At 43.2% G+C, this 14,931-nt stretch carries 19 protein-coding genes and 1 tRNA gene; 12 read left to right on the top strand and 8 right to left on the bottom strand.

From position 1 onward, the window contains the following. The first annotated feature begins 242 nt into the window (after positions 1 to 242). From DCO16_RS09985 to DCO16_RS09975, 3 genes are read left to right on the top strand one after another with little or no spacing between them, the layout of a single operon-like run. Positions 243 to 1,343 carry a TRAP transporter substrate-binding protein gene (locus DCO16_RS09985; RefSeq protein ID WP_173943501.1) on the top strand — a complete coding sequence of 367 codons (1,101 nt, stop codon included), beginning with the start codon at positions 243 to 245 and terminating at the stop codon, positions 1,341 to 1,343. A 33-nt stretch (positions 1,344 to 1,376) separates the two neighbouring features. After that, positions 1,377 to 1,898, top strand: a complete 522-nt coding sequence (locus tag DCO16_RS09980) for a TRAP transporter small permease subunit (RefSeq protein WP_173943500.1) — start codon at positions 1,377 to 1,379, stop codon at positions 1,896 to 1,898. Then, positions 1,891 to 3,216, top strand: a complete 1,326-nt coding sequence (locus tag DCO16_RS09975) for a TRAP transporter large permease (RefSeq protein WP_173943499.1) — start codon at positions 1,891 to 1,893, stop codon at positions 3,214 to 3,216. Before DCO16_RS09980 ends, DCO16_RS09975 begins: the two co-directional genes overlap by 8 nt. 59 nt (positions 3,217 to 3,275) lie before the next feature. Here DCO16_RS09975 and DCO16_RS09970 read toward each other — a convergent pair whose 3' ends face one another. Together DCO16_RS09970 and DCO16_RS09965 are read right to left on the bottom strand one after the other, a co-directional pair. Continuing rightward, positions 3,276 to 3,887 carry an MOSC domain-containing protein gene (locus DCO16_RS09970; protein ID WP_173943498.1) on the bottom strand — a complete coding sequence of 204 codons (612 nt, stop codon included), beginning with the start codon at positions 3,885 to 3,887 and terminating at the stop codon, positions 3,276 to 3,278. Positions 3,888 to 3,916: 29 nt separating this feature from the next. Then, positions 3,917 to 4,639 (bottom strand): transporter substrate-binding domain-containing protein, encoded by a 723-nt coding sequence (locus DCO16_RS09965; protein WP_217426661.1) that lies wholly within the window; start codon positions 4,637 to 4,639, stop codon positions 3,917 to 3,919. 202 nt (positions 4,640 to 4,841) lie between these two features. On the opposite strand from DCO16_RS09965, the gene DCO16_RS09960 reads away from it, so the two are divergent. Beyond that, positions 4,842 to 5,366, top strand: a complete 525-nt coding sequence (locus tag DCO16_RS09960) for a cupin domain-containing protein (RefSeq protein ID WP_173943496.1) — start codon at positions 4,842 to 4,844, stop codon at positions 5,364 to 5,366. A 72-nt stretch (positions 5,367 to 5,438) separates the two neighbouring features. Here the strand turns inward: DCO16_RS09960 and DCO16_RS09955 are convergent, their stop codons facing one another. Beyond that, complete coding sequence (locus DCO16_RS09955; protein ID WP_173943495.1) at positions 5,439 to 6,968, bottom strand: glycosyltransferase; 1,530 nt, start codon at positions 6,966 to 6,968, stop codon at positions 5,439 to 5,441. Between the two features lie 201 nt (positions 6,969 to 7,169). On the opposite strand from DCO16_RS09955, the gene DCO16_RS09950 reads away from it, so the two are divergent. The 7 genes from DCO16_RS09950 to DCO16_RS09920 all read left to right on the top strand — a co-directional run bounded on the left by DCO16_RS09950 (position 7,170) and on the right by DCO16_RS09920 (position 10,646). Continuing rightward, positions 7,170 to 7,523, top strand: coding sequence for a hypothetical protein (locus DCO16_RS09950; protein ID WP_173943494.1), 354 nt, complete (start codon positions 7,170 to 7,172; stop codon positions 7,521 to 7,523). Between the two features lie 83 nt (positions 7,524 to 7,606). Then, the gene (pal, locus tag DCO16_RS09945; protein WP_173943493.1) at positions 7,607 to 8,098 is read left to right on the top strand and encodes a peptidoglycan-associated lipoprotein Pal; all 492 of its coding nucleotides are present in this window, start codon (positions 7,607 to 7,609) and stop codon (positions 8,096 to 8,098) included. Positions 8,099 to 8,115: 17 nt separating this feature from the next. Further along, positions 8,116 to 8,619, top strand: a complete 504-nt coding sequence (locus tag DCO16_RS09940) for a COG3014 family protein (protein ID WP_173943492.1) — start codon at positions 8,116 to 8,118, stop codon at positions 8,617 to 8,619. Between the two features lie 11 nt (positions 8,620 to 8,630). Beyond that, on the top strand, positions 8,631 to 8,945 hold the full coding sequence (locus DCO16_RS09935; protein ID WP_173943491.1) for a hypothetical protein: 315 nt from the start codon (positions 8,631 to 8,633) through the stop codon (positions 8,943 to 8,945). Between the two features lie 98 nt (positions 8,946 to 9,043). Next, positions 9,044 to 9,385 carry a hypothetical protein gene (locus tag DCO16_RS09930; protein WP_173943490.1) on the top strand — a complete coding sequence of 114 codons (342 nt, stop codon included), beginning with the start codon at positions 9,044 to 9,046 and terminating at the stop codon, positions 9,383 to 9,385. Between the two features lie 60 nt (positions 9,386 to 9,445). Continuing rightward, positions 9,446 to 10,132 carry a DUF6803 family protein gene (locus tag DCO16_RS09925; protein WP_217426660.1) on the top strand — a complete coding sequence of 229 codons (687 nt, stop codon included), beginning with the start codon at positions 9,446 to 9,448 and terminating at the stop codon, positions 10,130 to 10,132. A gap of 52 nt (positions 10,133 to 10,184) precedes the next feature. Beyond that, complete coding sequence (locus tag DCO16_RS09920) at positions 10,185 to 10,646, top strand: DUF411 domain-containing protein (protein ID WP_173943489.1); 462 nt, start codon at positions 10,185 to 10,187, stop codon at positions 10,644 to 10,646. 125 nt (positions 10,647 to 10,771) lie between these two features. On the opposite strand, the gene DCO16_RS09915 is transcribed toward DCO16_RS09920, so the two are convergent. Next, positions 10,772 to 11,050, bottom strand: coding sequence for a high-potential iron-sulfur protein (locus DCO16_RS09915; protein ID WP_173943488.1), 279 nt, complete (start codon positions 11,048 to 11,050; stop codon positions 10,772 to 10,774). A 333-nt stretch (positions 11,051 to 11,383) separates the two neighbouring features. Between DCO16_RS09915 and DCO16_RS09910 the strand changes: the two genes are divergently transcribed. Then, positions 11,384 to 11,460, top strand: a tRNA-Met gene (locus DCO16_RS09910). 143 nt (positions 11,461 to 11,603) lie between these two features. On the opposite strand, the gene DCO16_RS09905 is transcribed toward DCO16_RS09910, so the two are convergent. The 4 genes from DCO16_RS09905 to DCO16_RS09890 all read right to left on the bottom strand — a co-directional run bounded on the left by DCO16_RS09905 (position 11,604) and on the right by DCO16_RS09890 (position 14,922). Next, positions 11,604 to 13,715, bottom strand: a complete 2,112-nt coding sequence (locus tag DCO16_RS09905; RefSeq protein ID WP_415836226.1) for a sodium:solute symporter family protein — start codon at positions 13,713 to 13,715, stop codon at positions 11,604 to 11,606. Between the two features lie 11 nt (positions 13,716 to 13,726). Next, positions 13,727 to 13,990 (bottom strand): DUF4212 domain-containing protein, encoded by a 264-nt coding sequence (locus DCO16_RS09900; protein ID WP_173943486.1) that lies wholly within the window; start codon positions 13,988 to 13,990, stop codon positions 13,727 to 13,729. 69 nt (positions 13,991 to 14,059) lie between these two features. Next, on the bottom strand, positions 14,060 to 14,635 hold the full coding sequence (locus DCO16_RS09895; protein WP_173943485.1) for a tetratricopeptide repeat protein: 576 nt from the start codon (positions 14,633 to 14,635) through the stop codon (positions 14,060 to 14,062). After that, positions 14,626 to 14,922: a hypothetical protein gene (locus DCO16_RS09890; protein ID WP_173943484.1), complete on the bottom strand. Its 297-nt coding sequence runs from the start codon at positions 14,920 to 14,922 to the stop codon at positions 14,626 to 14,628. Before DCO16_RS09890 ends, DCO16_RS09895 begins: the two co-directional genes overlap by 10 nt. Positions 14,923 to 14,931 lie beyond the last annotated feature (9 nt).

Raw genomic sequence — 14,931 nt, 5'->3', positions numbered from 1 at the left:
AGAGTGTAAATACTTTTGGCTAATAGACTGAAATATCAGAATAGCTTGTCCCCCGCAGGCATGCCAAATGCACCATATTAGGGATTATCCTAGGTACGTTCAGCACGCTTTGTACTATATTAAATTGGTAACAAGCAGGCGCTCATCTGGCTGCAATCCAAAACTCTAAATGCATCAAACTTGACGCAAACTAATTTTTTATGTCATTCACTTAAATAGTATTTATTCAGGAGAAGTCAATTATGAAAACCAATCGCCGTAAATTTCTCAGTACCAGTATTGGAGCAGGCGTGGTAGGTGTTGCCTTGGGCGCCCCAGCTATTGTTCAGGCCCAATCGCAGCAAACTTTTAACTGGAAGATGACTAGTGCCTATCCTAAGGGTGCCCCTTTTTATATGGATGGCCCAGGTAGTGCTACTGACCTTGCTAAGCGTATTGGTGAGATGTCCAATGGACGACTAAAGATTCAGGTGTATGGAGCTGGTGAGTTAATTCCAGCTTTTGAGGGATTTGATGCAGTTCGTTCTGGTACGGTAGAGATGAACCATGCCAATAGTTACTTTTGGACTGGAAAAACATTTGCTGCGCAGTATTTCACAGCAGTACCTTTTGGCCTGAACTTTCAGGGGATGAATGGCTGGCTTTATGACGGCGGTGGTATTGATCTTTGGAATGAGGTGTATGCCCCATTTGGAATGGTTGCTATGCCCTGCGGTAATACTGGCGTTCAAATGACGGGTTGGTTTAAGAAGAAAATTAATACCGTCGCTGACCTCAAGGGCCTCAAAATGCGTATTCCAGGTTTGGCAGGTAAGGTCTACGCCAAATTGGGTGTGGACGTGAAAGTATTGCCAGGCGGTGAGATTTTCCCAGCATTAGAACGTGGTGTGATTGATGCAGCCGAGTTCGTTGGCCCATTCCAAGACCGTCGTCTAGGATTGCAAAAGGCGGCTAAGTTTTACTACACCACAGGCTGGCATGAGCCTGCAACAACATCTGAATTACTCATCAATAAAGCTGCTTGGGAAAAGCTTCCTAAGGATCTTCAGGCAGTGGTACAAAATGCAGCGGCCGCTTGCAATGTGATCGGTGAGGCATGGTGCCAGCGGAATAATGCCGAAGCTATGGAGGACTTGGTTAAGAAGCAAGGCGTTACTGCATTGCAATTGCCAGATTCAGTAGTAGCCGCCATGCGTGCTGAAACCAAAAAGATTTTGGATGAATCTGCTGCAGCCGATCCAATGACTAAGAAAGTACATGATTCTTATTTTGCATTTAAGAAAAGTTACGATTCATGGGCATCTTATAGTGAGGCGACTTACCACAGCAAGGTACGCGGTTGATTTACGTCATCATCATTTAAGTAAGGAATATCAGTGCAGCAATTGTTAACAAAAATCGCAGTGCGTATTGAAGGCTTAATTGATTTCACTGGCAAGGCCACGTCATACGTGGCCTTGGCCATTGTGGGATTGATTGCAGTCAATGTTTTTCTAAGATACACAATGAGTGTTGGTTCGGTTTGGGCCCAAGAGCTCGAGTGGCATCTACTAGCAGCATTAATTTTATTTGGCATGAGTTATGCCTTGTTACGGGGTGATAATGTCCGAGTCGATCTGTTTTACGGAAACTACTCACCGAAAAGTAAATATCGCGTCGATATTCTTTCTGCGGTATTGACGATCATCGTCGCATTGCTCTTTATCTATTTGTCCTTCTTCTATGTCATGCAGTCTTACTCTATTGGGGAGATGTCACCTGATCCGGGCGGAATACCCTATCGTTGGATAGTTAAGGGACTTATTCCGATTGGTTTTATTCTGCTGGCCTTGCAAGGTCTTGCTGAGCTTTGCCGCGTGATACTCAATCGCCCAGAAGTAGGAGGTAAGCATGTTTGAAATGCAAACCATGGCTATCTTGATGCTGGTCGGCTTTTTCTTTTTATTAATGCTGGGCGTGCCCGTTGCCATCACCTTAGCGACAGTCGGGTTTATTTTTGGCTTCCTTGGTTTTGGTACCTCACTATTTAATCTACTGCCTGCTCGTATTTTTGGCATTGTTGCCGGCTATCAGTGGCTGGCTATCCCGTTATTTATTTTCATGGGCATCATGCTTGAAAAATCACGACTCGCAGATGATTTGCTAGATGTGATTGGCCACATCGCAGGCGGTGTTAAGGGCGGCATGGCGATCGGCATTATTTTGTTTGGCGCCTTAATGGGCGCGACTACCGGTATCGTTGGCGCAACTGTCATTACCTTAGGACTGCTGACACTGCCAACCCTGATACGGCGGGGCTATAACAAGAGTATTGCTTGTGGTGCCATCTGTGCATCCGGTACGCTTGGTCAAATTATTCCCCCAAGCTTAATTTTAATTTTGCTCTCTGACATCATGCAGTTGTCGGTTGGCACTTTATTTGCTGCTGCAGTAGGGCCGGGGATGCTGTTGGTGGTGGTATACATCATCTTTATCTTGATACTGGGCTGGATTAAGCCTGATTTAATGCCGCCGATCCCCAAAGAAGAGCGTAATCTTGTTTCCGGTAAAGAGCTGTGGATGCGTTTTTGGAAGGTAGTAGTTCCGCCGATTATGTTGGTGGTCGCTGTATTGGGCTCCATTGTGGGTGGTGTCGCTGCGCCAACTGAAGCAGCTGCTATGGGTGCTGTGGGTTCGATCTTAGTCACGGTTTTTTCTGGCCGCTTTAAGTGGGATATCTTAAAACGGGTTGCTTTAGATACGACTAAGATTAGCGCTTTGATGATGTTCATTCTGATTTGTGCTCAGGTCTTTGCCTTGTCTTTTAGAGGCTTGCATGGCGAAGATCTCATATCGAATATGTTTGAGGTCATTCCAGGGGGGATCAATAGTGATATTTGGTTCATGCTGTTACTCATCTTTATCCTTGGTTTCTTCATCGAGTGGATTGAGATCAGTTACATTGCAGTGCCCTTGTTTTTGCCGGTTCTTTTGGCTCAGGGCGCCGATCCCGTGTGGATTGCGATGATGATTACGGTCTGCTTACAGTCTTCATTTTTAACGCCACCATTCGGTTGGGCGCTCTTTTATCTGAAAGGCGTTGCGCCACCAGAAGTGAAGATCAAAGATCTTTATATTGGCGTCATTCCTTTTGTATTGATGCAGGGCGTAGCGTTATTCTTAGTGTTCTACTACCCAGTAATTTCCTTGTGGCTGCCTAAGGCAATTGGCTGGTAGTTTTGAAGAGCCATTTACTTTAGCACTACTAAAAACCCGACCTAACTTGGTCGGGTTTTTTATTCCCATAAATCGGACTGATTGCCGCGATTCAATAGCGCTTTATTTTGATCGGCGATGGAGGTGATTCTTTGGCCTGGAATGATGTCGATAGCCGCGCCAGCTGCTATCAAGCCAGTGCGATTCACCCGTAGGTACCATCCACTAAATCCCGATTGAAGCATGGCTTTGGCAGCGCCTTTGTAGCGCATCTTCGCGTTGAACTTAAAACAGGGCTCTCGGAGTTTGACGACGGTAAATTCAAGCTCACCGATAGTCAGCCGATCTCCAATATAGAGCTGCGTTTCCAGTAAGCCTTCGATCGTGAAGTTCTCGCCTATGGCTCCGAAAGTTAATTCAACTAGTTTTTGGGTTTCTCGTGTGAGTAATGTATTCCAGAATGGGTAGTGCTCGGCTGGGTAAACATAAATAGCTTTTTCAATTCCGCCATGAACTGATAGGTCTGCTTGTTCATCGCCTACGACCCCTAAGGTGGTAATTTCAATCGGAGTGCGCTGAGATAGATTGCTCAAAGATTGCTTACCAATAGCAGAGGCTACCATAGCGTAGTTCGGGTGATGTGAGCCAAAGAGCTTGGCTACTTTTCCGGCAGAAATCGATAGAAGGCGCATAAGTGCAGCCAGCTAATCAGGGCAACACATTATTTTGACCACTTTGCCTCAAAAGATTTAATTTTATCTGGGCCTAATTCGGCTAGATATTTATTAAAGTCTTCTTTAATTGGGGAGCCCTTGATAAAAGCAAAGCCAAGTTTATCGGCATAAGCAATTTCGTAACTACTTTGTACTGGCATATTTAATTTATTAATATAGGCGGAGAGCATTGAGCTATCAGTAAATACGAGATCAAGATTGCCATTATTGAGGTCCGTAAGTGCCTCATTATAAGAGGGGTATAGTTTCACTTTACTGACTTTATAAATCCCTTTAGGTTGCCATTCATTTTCAATGTAGCCCATAAAGACAGTGCCCGTAGGAAAGCCAATCGAAAATGTTTTCATTTGATCTAAATTGGTAATGTGAATGTTTCTTTTTTTCAAACTGACGAGATCCCAACCAGTTTGAATGTAAGGATTTGAAAAATCCATCACTTTTAGTCTTTTCTCAGTAATAGAGATTCCAGAAAATGCAATATCTGCCTGCCCACTAGCAACAGCACCGAGCATCCCTTGAAAGTCATAAGACTTTAAGTTGTATCGATATCCTCGCGATTCACAAAATCCTTTAAAGATTTCTAGATCAACACCCACTGGCTTACCATTTTCTATAAATAGCTGAGGAGGTACAGTAGGCGCAATGGCGACTTGTAAAATCTTTTGGTTTTTGTCATCTGATTTTGAGCAGCCTACTGAAAATATCACCATCAGAGTACATATACTAACAAGCAGAGTATTTATAGGTAGTCTGGAGATATTGATCATGCTGTTATTTTTGAGTATGAGAATAGATGAACTGAAGCTCGATTATTGTATTGTAATGCACAGTTTCTAGATTGGCAATTTTATATAGCAGCCGCATATTCTGCATTCGTCAGAAAAATCGATTAATTTCGGTTATTCTTTACCTATGCCCAATAATAAAACTCAAACTCAAACTCAAACTCAAACTCAAACTCAAATTCAAGAAATAGTTCAGCGTTTAGAGCTACTACCCCATCCAGAGGGTGGTTTTTATCGAGAGGTCTATCGAGCACCGTTAATGATAGATGTGCCGACCTTAAATGGTACTCGCCCAGCCTACACCAGTATTTATTTTTTATTGCCCGGGAATTCCTTTTCAGCATGGCATAAAGTGGCCTCTGATGAGAGTTGGTTTTTCCACTCGGGCTGCTCCTTAACCATTTATATGATGAATGCCTTAGGCAGGCTAGAGGAGCATATCTTAGGCCCTGATGCATCATTTCAAAAGATGATTCCTGCCAATACTTGGTTTGCTGCCCGAACTAATCAGCCTGATTCATATAGTCTCGTAAGCTGTGCCGTGGCACCAGGATTTGAGTTCTCTGATTTTGAATTAGGTAGGCGTCAGCAATTGTTAGATTTGTTTGGCGAAGAATATAAAGCCATTATTGCTGATCTCACCCGCGAGTAAATCGCGCGGGGATGGCTCAATCTAGCCTACAGTAGGGGTGCTGAGGAGAAGCTGAGGTCAAGCTCACAGAACTTAAGTTAATTCAGTCTCTACAGTCAATAGTTCCACAAATGATTGAATTTCGATAATGTGTTTTTGATTTTGCAAGGCCGCTGATTTTGGTGCAATCACAAAGGATTTATCAGCCAAGTTCAGCATATTGAGATCATTAAGATTGTCCCCTATTGCCCATACTTCTTTAAATGATGGCTTGTTCTTGGGCGATAAGAATCGCTTTAAAACATTGCTTTTACAAACAAAGTCCTCAAGTAGTTTGCCGTTGGGTAAGAAATCGGGATTAATCTTCAACTCCCCTGTACAAATGTCATTCTGAAAATGCAATATATGTGCAATTGCAAAATCAGCAAAAATTCGTTTGCGCATAATTTCTGCTGCAATGAAATAGCTATCAGATACGATGCCAACCATAAAGCCATCACGCTTCATTTGATTCACAAAATTAATCACCCCTGGCCGAATCTCCATCGACATTGCCACCTTATCGAACTGCTTGCGGTGGGTGTACTTAAAAATTGACGCTATCTCCTTACTACGTGTTCCAGCATCATTTAAGGGATCCTCCAATAAGGATGCAAGGGTATCTTCGGTATGCGTATGTTTTGCGAGCTCAACTACAAATCGATGTGGCGTAATGGTGCCATCCATATCAAGTAAAACAACTTTAGTGCGATTCTTCTGGCGATGAATAATGTAATCAAAGGAAGCAGCAGCTTGCCGTTGAGCTTCATACATTTCAGTAATTTGCTCTACATGCAAGCGACCTGCCTCGCGTGAATGATGATGAATCACCCGAGCCACTTCATTTGCCATCGTAGTGAGATCTAGCAGTGATTGACTGTCATGCTCCAAGGAGCCAATATCGACCTCAGCAATACGGGCGCCTTTTCTGAATGCATCAATTAGCAAGCCAATATCTACTCCGTATCCTGGCTCAAAGGTCAAATGCTTTAATAATGAGGATCTGACTGCAATAATCCCGCCGAGCGGTTGGCTAATGTGTGCCAATTCTGGAAAAAATACCTTGAGCATCGGTTTTGCAGTGAGTTCGGTGACACGTCCACCGCCACGACCAAAGCGCGCCTTTACAAAGTCCGCTTCATCACGTACTAAGGGTGCGACCATATCAGAAATAATATTTTCTTGTAGCCCAGATAAGTCGCCATCAAGAAACACGATGTATTCATGGCAGGCAGCCATGACACCATCCTGCATTGATGCTCCTTTGCCCAGCATAGAGCTCGTAATCACCCGCGCCCCAGCACGACGTGCAAGAGAGGCAGTCTGATCGGTTGAGGAATCATCAATCACAATAACTTCACCCGTTGCTCTATCACGTAGTGCGTATTGCACAACGGATTCAATGGCTTTTTCTTCATTTAAAGCGGGTATAGCCACAGTAACAAATGCATCAAATACTGGGGGACTTTTATTGCTTTTAATATCTTTTGAATGCGACGCTACTACCGTTTTCAATGCGATCTGAGTTTGAATGTGAAAAAAGTGTTTTAACTTTCTCCATAGACGCAGGAAAAATGCATTCATATTCTTCTCCTAAGGAGATTAATGAATAGGCATTATAACTTTTTAAAATATGCGTAACGCAATCAAGTGTAGTAGAGGAAGAAAAGTGCGATTAAACATAAAAAATGGACTTACTGAATGGTTGCACTGCTTTTTTATCGCTTTAAATCGATGATTTTTTTGTGAAATTGCTAAAATCAAGAAAACAGCTAGAATTACTTTATGTATTTAAGTAAGAAGTCATTGATAGTCATGATTTGCCTATTCGTGATCTCCTTTAAGGTTGCGTCAGGGGGCGTATTTATTCAAAGTGCTATTGAGAGGGCCCATCTTCTAAGTAGCGCCTACACGAGTGTAGAGATCCAAAAAACTATTAGCTCAAAAAATTCTGTAGAGGACAAAGAGCCCGTGCATTCTATGTATTTGATGTCGCATGTACTTGCTGCATTGAGTGAATCTACTATCGTGATGCCTCTTATTTCCGAGCGCCAAATGAAATACTCCACTGCGAGTGATCCTTACCACGCAGATAACATCCCCGATTCCGTATACAAACCTCCCAAAAATAACGCTTAATTTTTTAGGCTAGAAGCGCACTACTAGGCGCTTCCTCTGCATTGATAAGCCATGTCTATATGGCTGTATTTGGGAGTATTACTATGTTTAATTTTATTAAAGTATTCGCAGTCGCTTTATTTGTAATCACTATCTCCGCTTGTAGTAGCGTTAAGCTCGATGACACTAATGGCGTAGCCACTGTCAATGCTGGAGGATCAATGAGTTATGACCCCATTAGTGATCCTAAGTCTAGTGTCTATGGCAAAAGAGTCATTTATTTTGAGCTTGATAGTTATTCTATTGACCCAAAATATGCCCTCACCATTAGTGCACATGCTTCTTATCTAAAGTCTTCTGATAAGCAAAAAACTCGGCTGATTATTCAGGGCAATACCGATGATCGTGGCACCACAGAGTACAACCTTGCTTTAGGGCAGCGCCGCTCAGATGCAGTACGCAAAGCACTAATGGCACAAGGGGTGAGCGAATCTCAAATTGAGGCAGTGAGCTATGGAAAAGAAAAGCCTGTTAACCCAGCTCAAACCGAAGCGGCTTATCAAGAAAATCGCCGCGCGGAATTCGTTTACCAATAATTTAAAAGGTTTCACTAATGAAAAATATATACAAACTCATCCTTATAGGTCTAATCACATTAAGTGGCTGTGCAAGCAATCCACCAGTAAAAAATCCTGTTCAAGTAGCTAAAGCAATAGCCCCGATTCATACTGAGTCAGTCAGAAAAAAGTTAAATGATTGTATTGTTCGCACGAATCAAGGCGCTGATGCGCTCTTGGTAGATAGTCAAATTATTGCCGTGACAAGAAATAACCCACACGCTAACGCTTTATTTAACTCTGCGGATAAGCTCACCGATCAACAGGCAACAGCACTGAAAAATTACCTTGCTCAAGCAAATGAATGTCAGGTTTTAGCAATCGAGGGAGTGAGTCCGAGAATTAATGCCATTTACCAAGAATTTTTTAAGAACATAGATAGGGTCTATGCTGATCTGATCGCAAGGAAAATTACTATTGGGGTTGCCAACCAAGAGCGTCAATTACTCATACATGATGCGCGGATGAAGCGACTGGATGTGCAAACTGAAAAGAAATAGAGCGATAAAAAATGCCGAGATATCAATTTAAGTGCGGGTCTTGTAAGTATGAATGTATTGGCTCTATTGGTGTAGAGCAAGGAATACATTCCTTTAAGGCCTCAATGCTCTGCGGTGAATGTAAGGAGATCAATAACTACACCGTCTCACGGAAAGGAGGCATTGATGACAAGATTGAGAACGAGAGTATTTGTAAATCATGTGGTGCGTATAAGCACTTAAAAATCTGGGATGGACTCACTTGCCCAAAATGTACTAATCCAATACGTGCTATTGGCTATGATGTAGATGCCACTAAGTCAAGTCGGTTTAAGTGGAGGGTATAGCCCGCCGTTAATAATGTCGCTTTAAATGACAAATATCGTCTATATCTCATTTCTTTCAATCCAAAGCAGACTTATTTAAAAGAGCCTAAAATTTGTAAATGCGTCGTTTGTGCCTACTCATCTGCTTTTGCTTGTTTGCTAGCCTCATTCATGCGGCAACCATGCCAATAGCTGGACAAAATCAATCAAGTTCCCATGAGATGGTGATGGCCGATTCAAGTACCCATAGCCATGAAGCGCCAGCGGAGCAAGCAAAAGCAAAGACAACGATTGACTGTCACAGTAACGTTTATCAGTGTTGCTTGGGTTTTATCATTACCCATCAAATAAGCTCTGACAGCATTACAAGCCTCAGAGAGAAGTCAGAAACTCCAGTTCCATCTTTAATGGTGGAGGGTTTTTCAAGCTCAATATATAAACCTCCAAAATTTCAAAGCTAATTTCGTAAACAATTAGTTTTACTGTGACGACTTGTCACGCATTTAATTTGGAGATTTACTATGAACATGACTCACTATATGGAGTTATTGGCTGTTAATCAGCCTTGGAATTTACTTATCTTTATGGCTATTCCTATCGTGCTGGCAGAGACCTTGGCAATCACTGAGCTATACCTACTATTCACACGCAAATTTGAAGGCGCTATTTTTTACCTTAATCGCTTTGCTGGTATTGCCGTAGGAATCTACTTTATTGGCATTATTTACTACATCATTACCAACGCGGTCATTCCCATTACCAAAGCTGGTGAATGGAGAACGGTGATTGATGTGATTGCCGTCAGTACTTATGTTATTGCTGGCTTGCCATTGATTTGGATCGCGTTTCAAGAGATAGGTTTAGTGAACAAGACTTTAGATCAAATGGGCAAGTTAAAGATTCATGCGATCTGCGTTGCCTTGTTCTTAGTCTTTGGGCATATTGCGATGATTGCGGGCATGGTAGACCCAAGCATTCTGGGTTACAAAGGCGCTAACGCTCATCAAATGAGTGGAGGTAATGACCACGAGTTTTGCCATCCAGAGGAGCATGAAAAGATGATGAAGGAACATCAGAAAATGATGGGCAATATCCCCTCTAATCAAATGCCTATGAATGGCGGGCAAATGCCAATGGGTGGTGGCCAAATGCCTCAGCAGATGAAGAACTGGCAGATGCCAATGAATAATCAAGGACACAATCATTAGTAAAAGGCTTGCCCGAAAGGGCAACCTTTATTTGAAGAAAGAGATGGTTAATATGAAATTAGTTAATCAACAAAGAAGGCTTATTTCTTTGGGTTTGGTTTTGTTGCCAGCAATAGGTTTTGCCGCAACTGAGAAGCCAGTCATTACGATGTGGAAAAGCCCAACCTGTGGTTGCTGTAAAGATTGGGCAGACCATGTTGAAAAAAATGGATTTGCTGTAAAAACCTATACAGATGGCAACGATGAGATTCGTAAAAAGTTAGGTATGCCCATTCAGTTTGGCTCTTGCCATACCGCTTTGATTGGTGGTTATGCAATTGAAGGACATGTGCCAGCAAAAGAAATCAAGCGGCTGTTGACAGAAAAGCCCAAGGCTATTGGACTTACTGTTCCTGCTATGCCGGTTGGCTCTCCGGGTATGGATGGCATAGAGTACAAGGGCAGAAAAGATCCATACGATGTTTTGTTAATTGGGTTAAACGGTAAACCTAGTGTTTATCAGTCTTATCGTTAGATTTAGGCATTCCACGCCTGGTCAATTCCACTCCAAGATAATCAAAATCAAAAATAGCCCAGCAAGTGGGCTATTTTCTTTTGGGTTAGTTCAAGTTGACTTAACCCTATGCTAATTGAATCTTGTTAGCCTTTTTTAGCCCAAGCAGAGCACCAGCCATTAGCAGCCACTTGTTTGCCTGCAAACAGAGGGCAACCACCAGCAGCAGAGCCTGCTTTACCCTGATACAGAGCACAGTTTCCACAGTTCTTTCCAGCGGTTGTAGAGACAGCAACGTATTTCAATCCCTTAGCTTGTGGATCTGCTTCAGACACCATAGCTTGAGCTTGTACTCTCCCGTTGAGCGCTAAGGTACAAGCACCAGCAGCGGATAAAATCATAAATTGACGACGACTATTTTTCATGGGGTTCTCTCAAATGTTGTTTTTGTAGATTTAATCATAAAGCAAGTAGTGCTTTATGGTGAATCCAAACTTAACCCGCTGATTTCAATGATGAAGATTGAAGTGAGAGCAGCGATCAAATTCACCAAGCCTTATTAGTAGGATTAAAAGCCAATCAAGGGATGGGTACCGCCTCCATTTGATTTTCTTGAGAACGCATATTCCTTTAAAGGACAAATGCGTACATCAAGTGTTGGCTAGTGATTTGCCGCTAAAACCGCATTTTTAGATGAAAGAAGTGTACAAGGGCCCCCAATGGCTATGTAGTTTAAATTTCGCTATAATCATGAGTTCGGCGAATTAGCTCAGCTGGTTAGAGCGACGGAATCATAATCCGCAGGTCCGGGGTTCAAATCCCTGATTCGCCACCAAATTGAAAGGCCATTACCTAGCGGTAGTGGCCTTTTTTTTGTACTTTGTATTTATTTGGACAATAAAAAACCCGCTCCGAAGAGCGGGTTAGTCGATGTCTAGGAGTAAACCTAGCAATCAGTCATGCATCACTACCTTTACCTTAAGCACGAATCGATGGATAGCGTACAAAAGAGATCAAGTCTTGAATTTCTTTACGTGGGGCTGGGGTTACCAAACTCACCAAGATAATCAATGCGAAGCCAAGCGGTACGCCGAATACACCAGCAGAAATTGGCTGAATACCATACCAAAGTTCTATAGGTGAAGTAACGCCGAATACACCGCGCAACCATGGCTGTGTCACCGCCATGTAGTACATGGTGACACCTAGGCCACAGATCATACCGACACAGGCTCCTGCTTTAGTAGCGCGCTTCCAGAAAATACCAAGGGTAAGTGCTGGGAAGAATGCTGCTGCCGCAAAGGAGAACGCTGCACCAACCAAGAACAAGATGTCCGCAGGTTTCTGGGAAGCTACATAAGCAGCTGCCAGAGCAACAACCAACAACAGTACTTTAGAAATCAAAACACGTTTGCTAGCAGGTGCATTTGGGTTAATCATCTTGTAGTAGAGGTCATGTGACAGTGCGTTAGCAATAGTCAACAAGAGGCCATCAGCAGTGGACAGAGCAGCAGCCAAACCACCAGCAGCAACCAAGCCTGAGATCACATATGGCAAGCCACCGATTTCTGGGGTTGCCAGAACGATGATATCGCCACCAATACTCATCTCACCTAACTGCAAGAGACCATCTTTGTTTACGTCAACTACTGATAACAAAGCCGCATCCACCTTGTTCCACTGCGCAATCCAACCCGGCAGTTGATCAAAAGGTGTTCCCACTAAGACCGTGAAGATCTCATACTTAACCAAAACTGCCAAAGCAGGAGCGGTGAAGTACAGCAAGAAGATGAAGAACAAGGACCATGTCACAGATTCACGAGCTTGTTTTACAGACGGAGTCGTGTAAAAACGCATCAGAATATGTGGCAATGCCGCTGTACCCACCATCAAACAGAAGATCAATGCTAAGAAGTTACGACGTGAAGTGTCGAAAGCAGTGCGTGCCTTCTCATCACCTGCAGGATCACCCGCAAACTGCTGAGCGTGACGTGGCATGCCAGCAAGTGGCTTGTCACGAGCTTCTGCACCAGCTTTACCTTTAGTCCATGCCGCTTTTGCAGCTGCAGCATCTGCTGGAACTGCGGCTAATGCTTTTTCAGCAGCAGCAATATCAGCAGCTGGTGCACTAGCTGCTTTTAAATCTGCTAGCTTAGTTTCAGCAGCAGCTTTATCCGCAGCAAGCGCAGCAGGAACATCTTTTAATTTTTCACCAAAAGCTGCAGCACGAGCTTTGAAAATCGCTCTTACTTCTAACTCTTTTGGATCTTTGATGAGTTCTGCTTCTTTAGCGGTAACTTTTTCCAACTGGTATCCATAGATAGCCTGTGGAATTGGTACGCCTGTTTGCTTTACTGACAACCAAACCACTGGAATCATGTAAGCAATGATCAAGATGATGTACTGAGCAACTTGAGTCCAAGTTACTGCGCGCATACCACCTAAGAAGGAACAAACCAAAATACCAGCCAAACCTACGAAAATTCCTACCTCAAATGGAATGCCTGCTAAACGGGTAGTAATCAAACCTACTCCGTAAATCTGCGCAACCACATAAGTAAAGGAGCACAAAATCGCCGCAAAAATTCCGATAAAGCGTGGAAGATTACCGTCGTAACGCGCGCCCAAGAAGTCAGGAATCGTAAATTGACCGAATTTACGCAGGTACGGAGCCAAGAACAAAGCCACTAAACAGTAACCGCCTGTCCAGCCCATAATGAAGGCCAAACCGCCGTAACCCGTTAAGTACAAGGTACCAGCCATACCGATAAACGACGCTGCTGACATCCAGTCCGCACCCGTTGCCATACCGTTATAGACCGCTGGTACTCTGCGTCCGGCTACATAGTATTCAGCAGCATCATTTGTTCTACTCATCACACCAATACCGGCATAGAGTAAAACAGTTGCGCCTAAGAATATGTAACCAATCATGGCACGACTAAGGCCCATTTGCTCTGCAATAGCCAAAATCACAACGAAAGTTAAGAAACCTCCGGTGTACCAGGTATAGACCTTATTCAGACCTTTTTTAAAGTCGGCATTACTTCCGCCGCCACCAAAAATACTGCCATCTCCACTAGGTGTCATTTCAGCCATGATTAATCCTCCTCCTCTTCAGCACAACCATATTCTTTGTCAAGATTATTCATATAGTGTGCGTAGTAGGCAATGATCAAAACGTACACAACGAGTGCGCCCTGAGCCCCTACCCAAAAACTAAATGGCCAACCAAAAAAGTTGAAGTTCAACTCGCGCGCACTAAATCCAACAACATAGGTCACGAGAAACCAAATGGCTAACAGAAATCCTGTCATCCTTACGTTTTTCGACCAATATTGTTTCTGCGATTCTGTTAATTGCATAACAGTTTCTCCCTTAAGTTAATAAAATACTTCTACAGCATTGCAAAACTATCAAACTACAAAAAATCACTAAGCAGTTAAGCCGGTTTCCTGTTCTAACTGCTTAGCAAATTTAGGTTCAAACTGCTTTAAATGGTGAATAATTTTGCTTGCCTCATCGGGCTGATTGCGCTCAACATAAATCTTTGCGAGCTGATACCAGGCGTAAGGACTCATGGGTTGTAGGGTAGTATTTTTCTTGAGGGCTTTAATGGCCTCATCGAAGCGCTGTAATTGAATCAGCGCTAAACCAAGCCCGTACCAGGCTAGGTCCAATTTTTCATTTAACTTGATGGCCTGCCGAAAGCTGTGTTCAGCATCTTGAACTTGGCCAAGCTCTTCTTGTAAGAAACCAAGGTTGTACCAAGTAGCGGCAGATACCTCAGACAATAGAGTTAAACGCTTGTAGTCGGCGATAGCACCTTCTTTATCACCAAGCTCGGTCTTCATAAAAGCAAGACTGCCAATCGCATACGCATCATTTGGAAACTGCTGCAACATCTGTTCGAACACTTCCATGGCTTGGCTTTTCATGCCCAAGACAATAAATGCAGAGGCGCGCCATTTTAGGAAAAACCAAGTGAGGTTATGTTTTTTTACTGACATGCTGCCATTCCAATTGTGATGCAATGCTCAATCTTGGCTAGAGTCACAGCAATATATAGAACGCCCACAATACAAAATGCCACGAAGGGCACTTGCCTATCCAGAATTTGCTTTGGAGAAATAAAGCGTGCAATGAGGGTCCAGGGCTTATTGACCATGCCAATCAACTGGTAAAACAAGTTAGTGTCACGATCGTGTCCAGCTAATATATATAGCAAACCTTGGCCTGCGAGACCTAAGGCGCCGATATACAAAATGAGTTGAGCGATGTTTAAAAATAAAAGCACTAAGAATCC

The sequence above is a fragment of the Polynucleobacter antarcticus genome, assembly GCF_013307245.1.
Taxonomy (GTDB): domain Bacteria; phylum Pseudomonadota; class Gammaproteobacteria; order Burkholderiales; family Burkholderiaceae; genus Polynucleobacter; species Polynucleobacter antarcticus.
The sequence above is the reverse complement of the archived record's forward strand: the minus strand, read 5'-3'. Positions and strand labels throughout refer to the sequence as shown.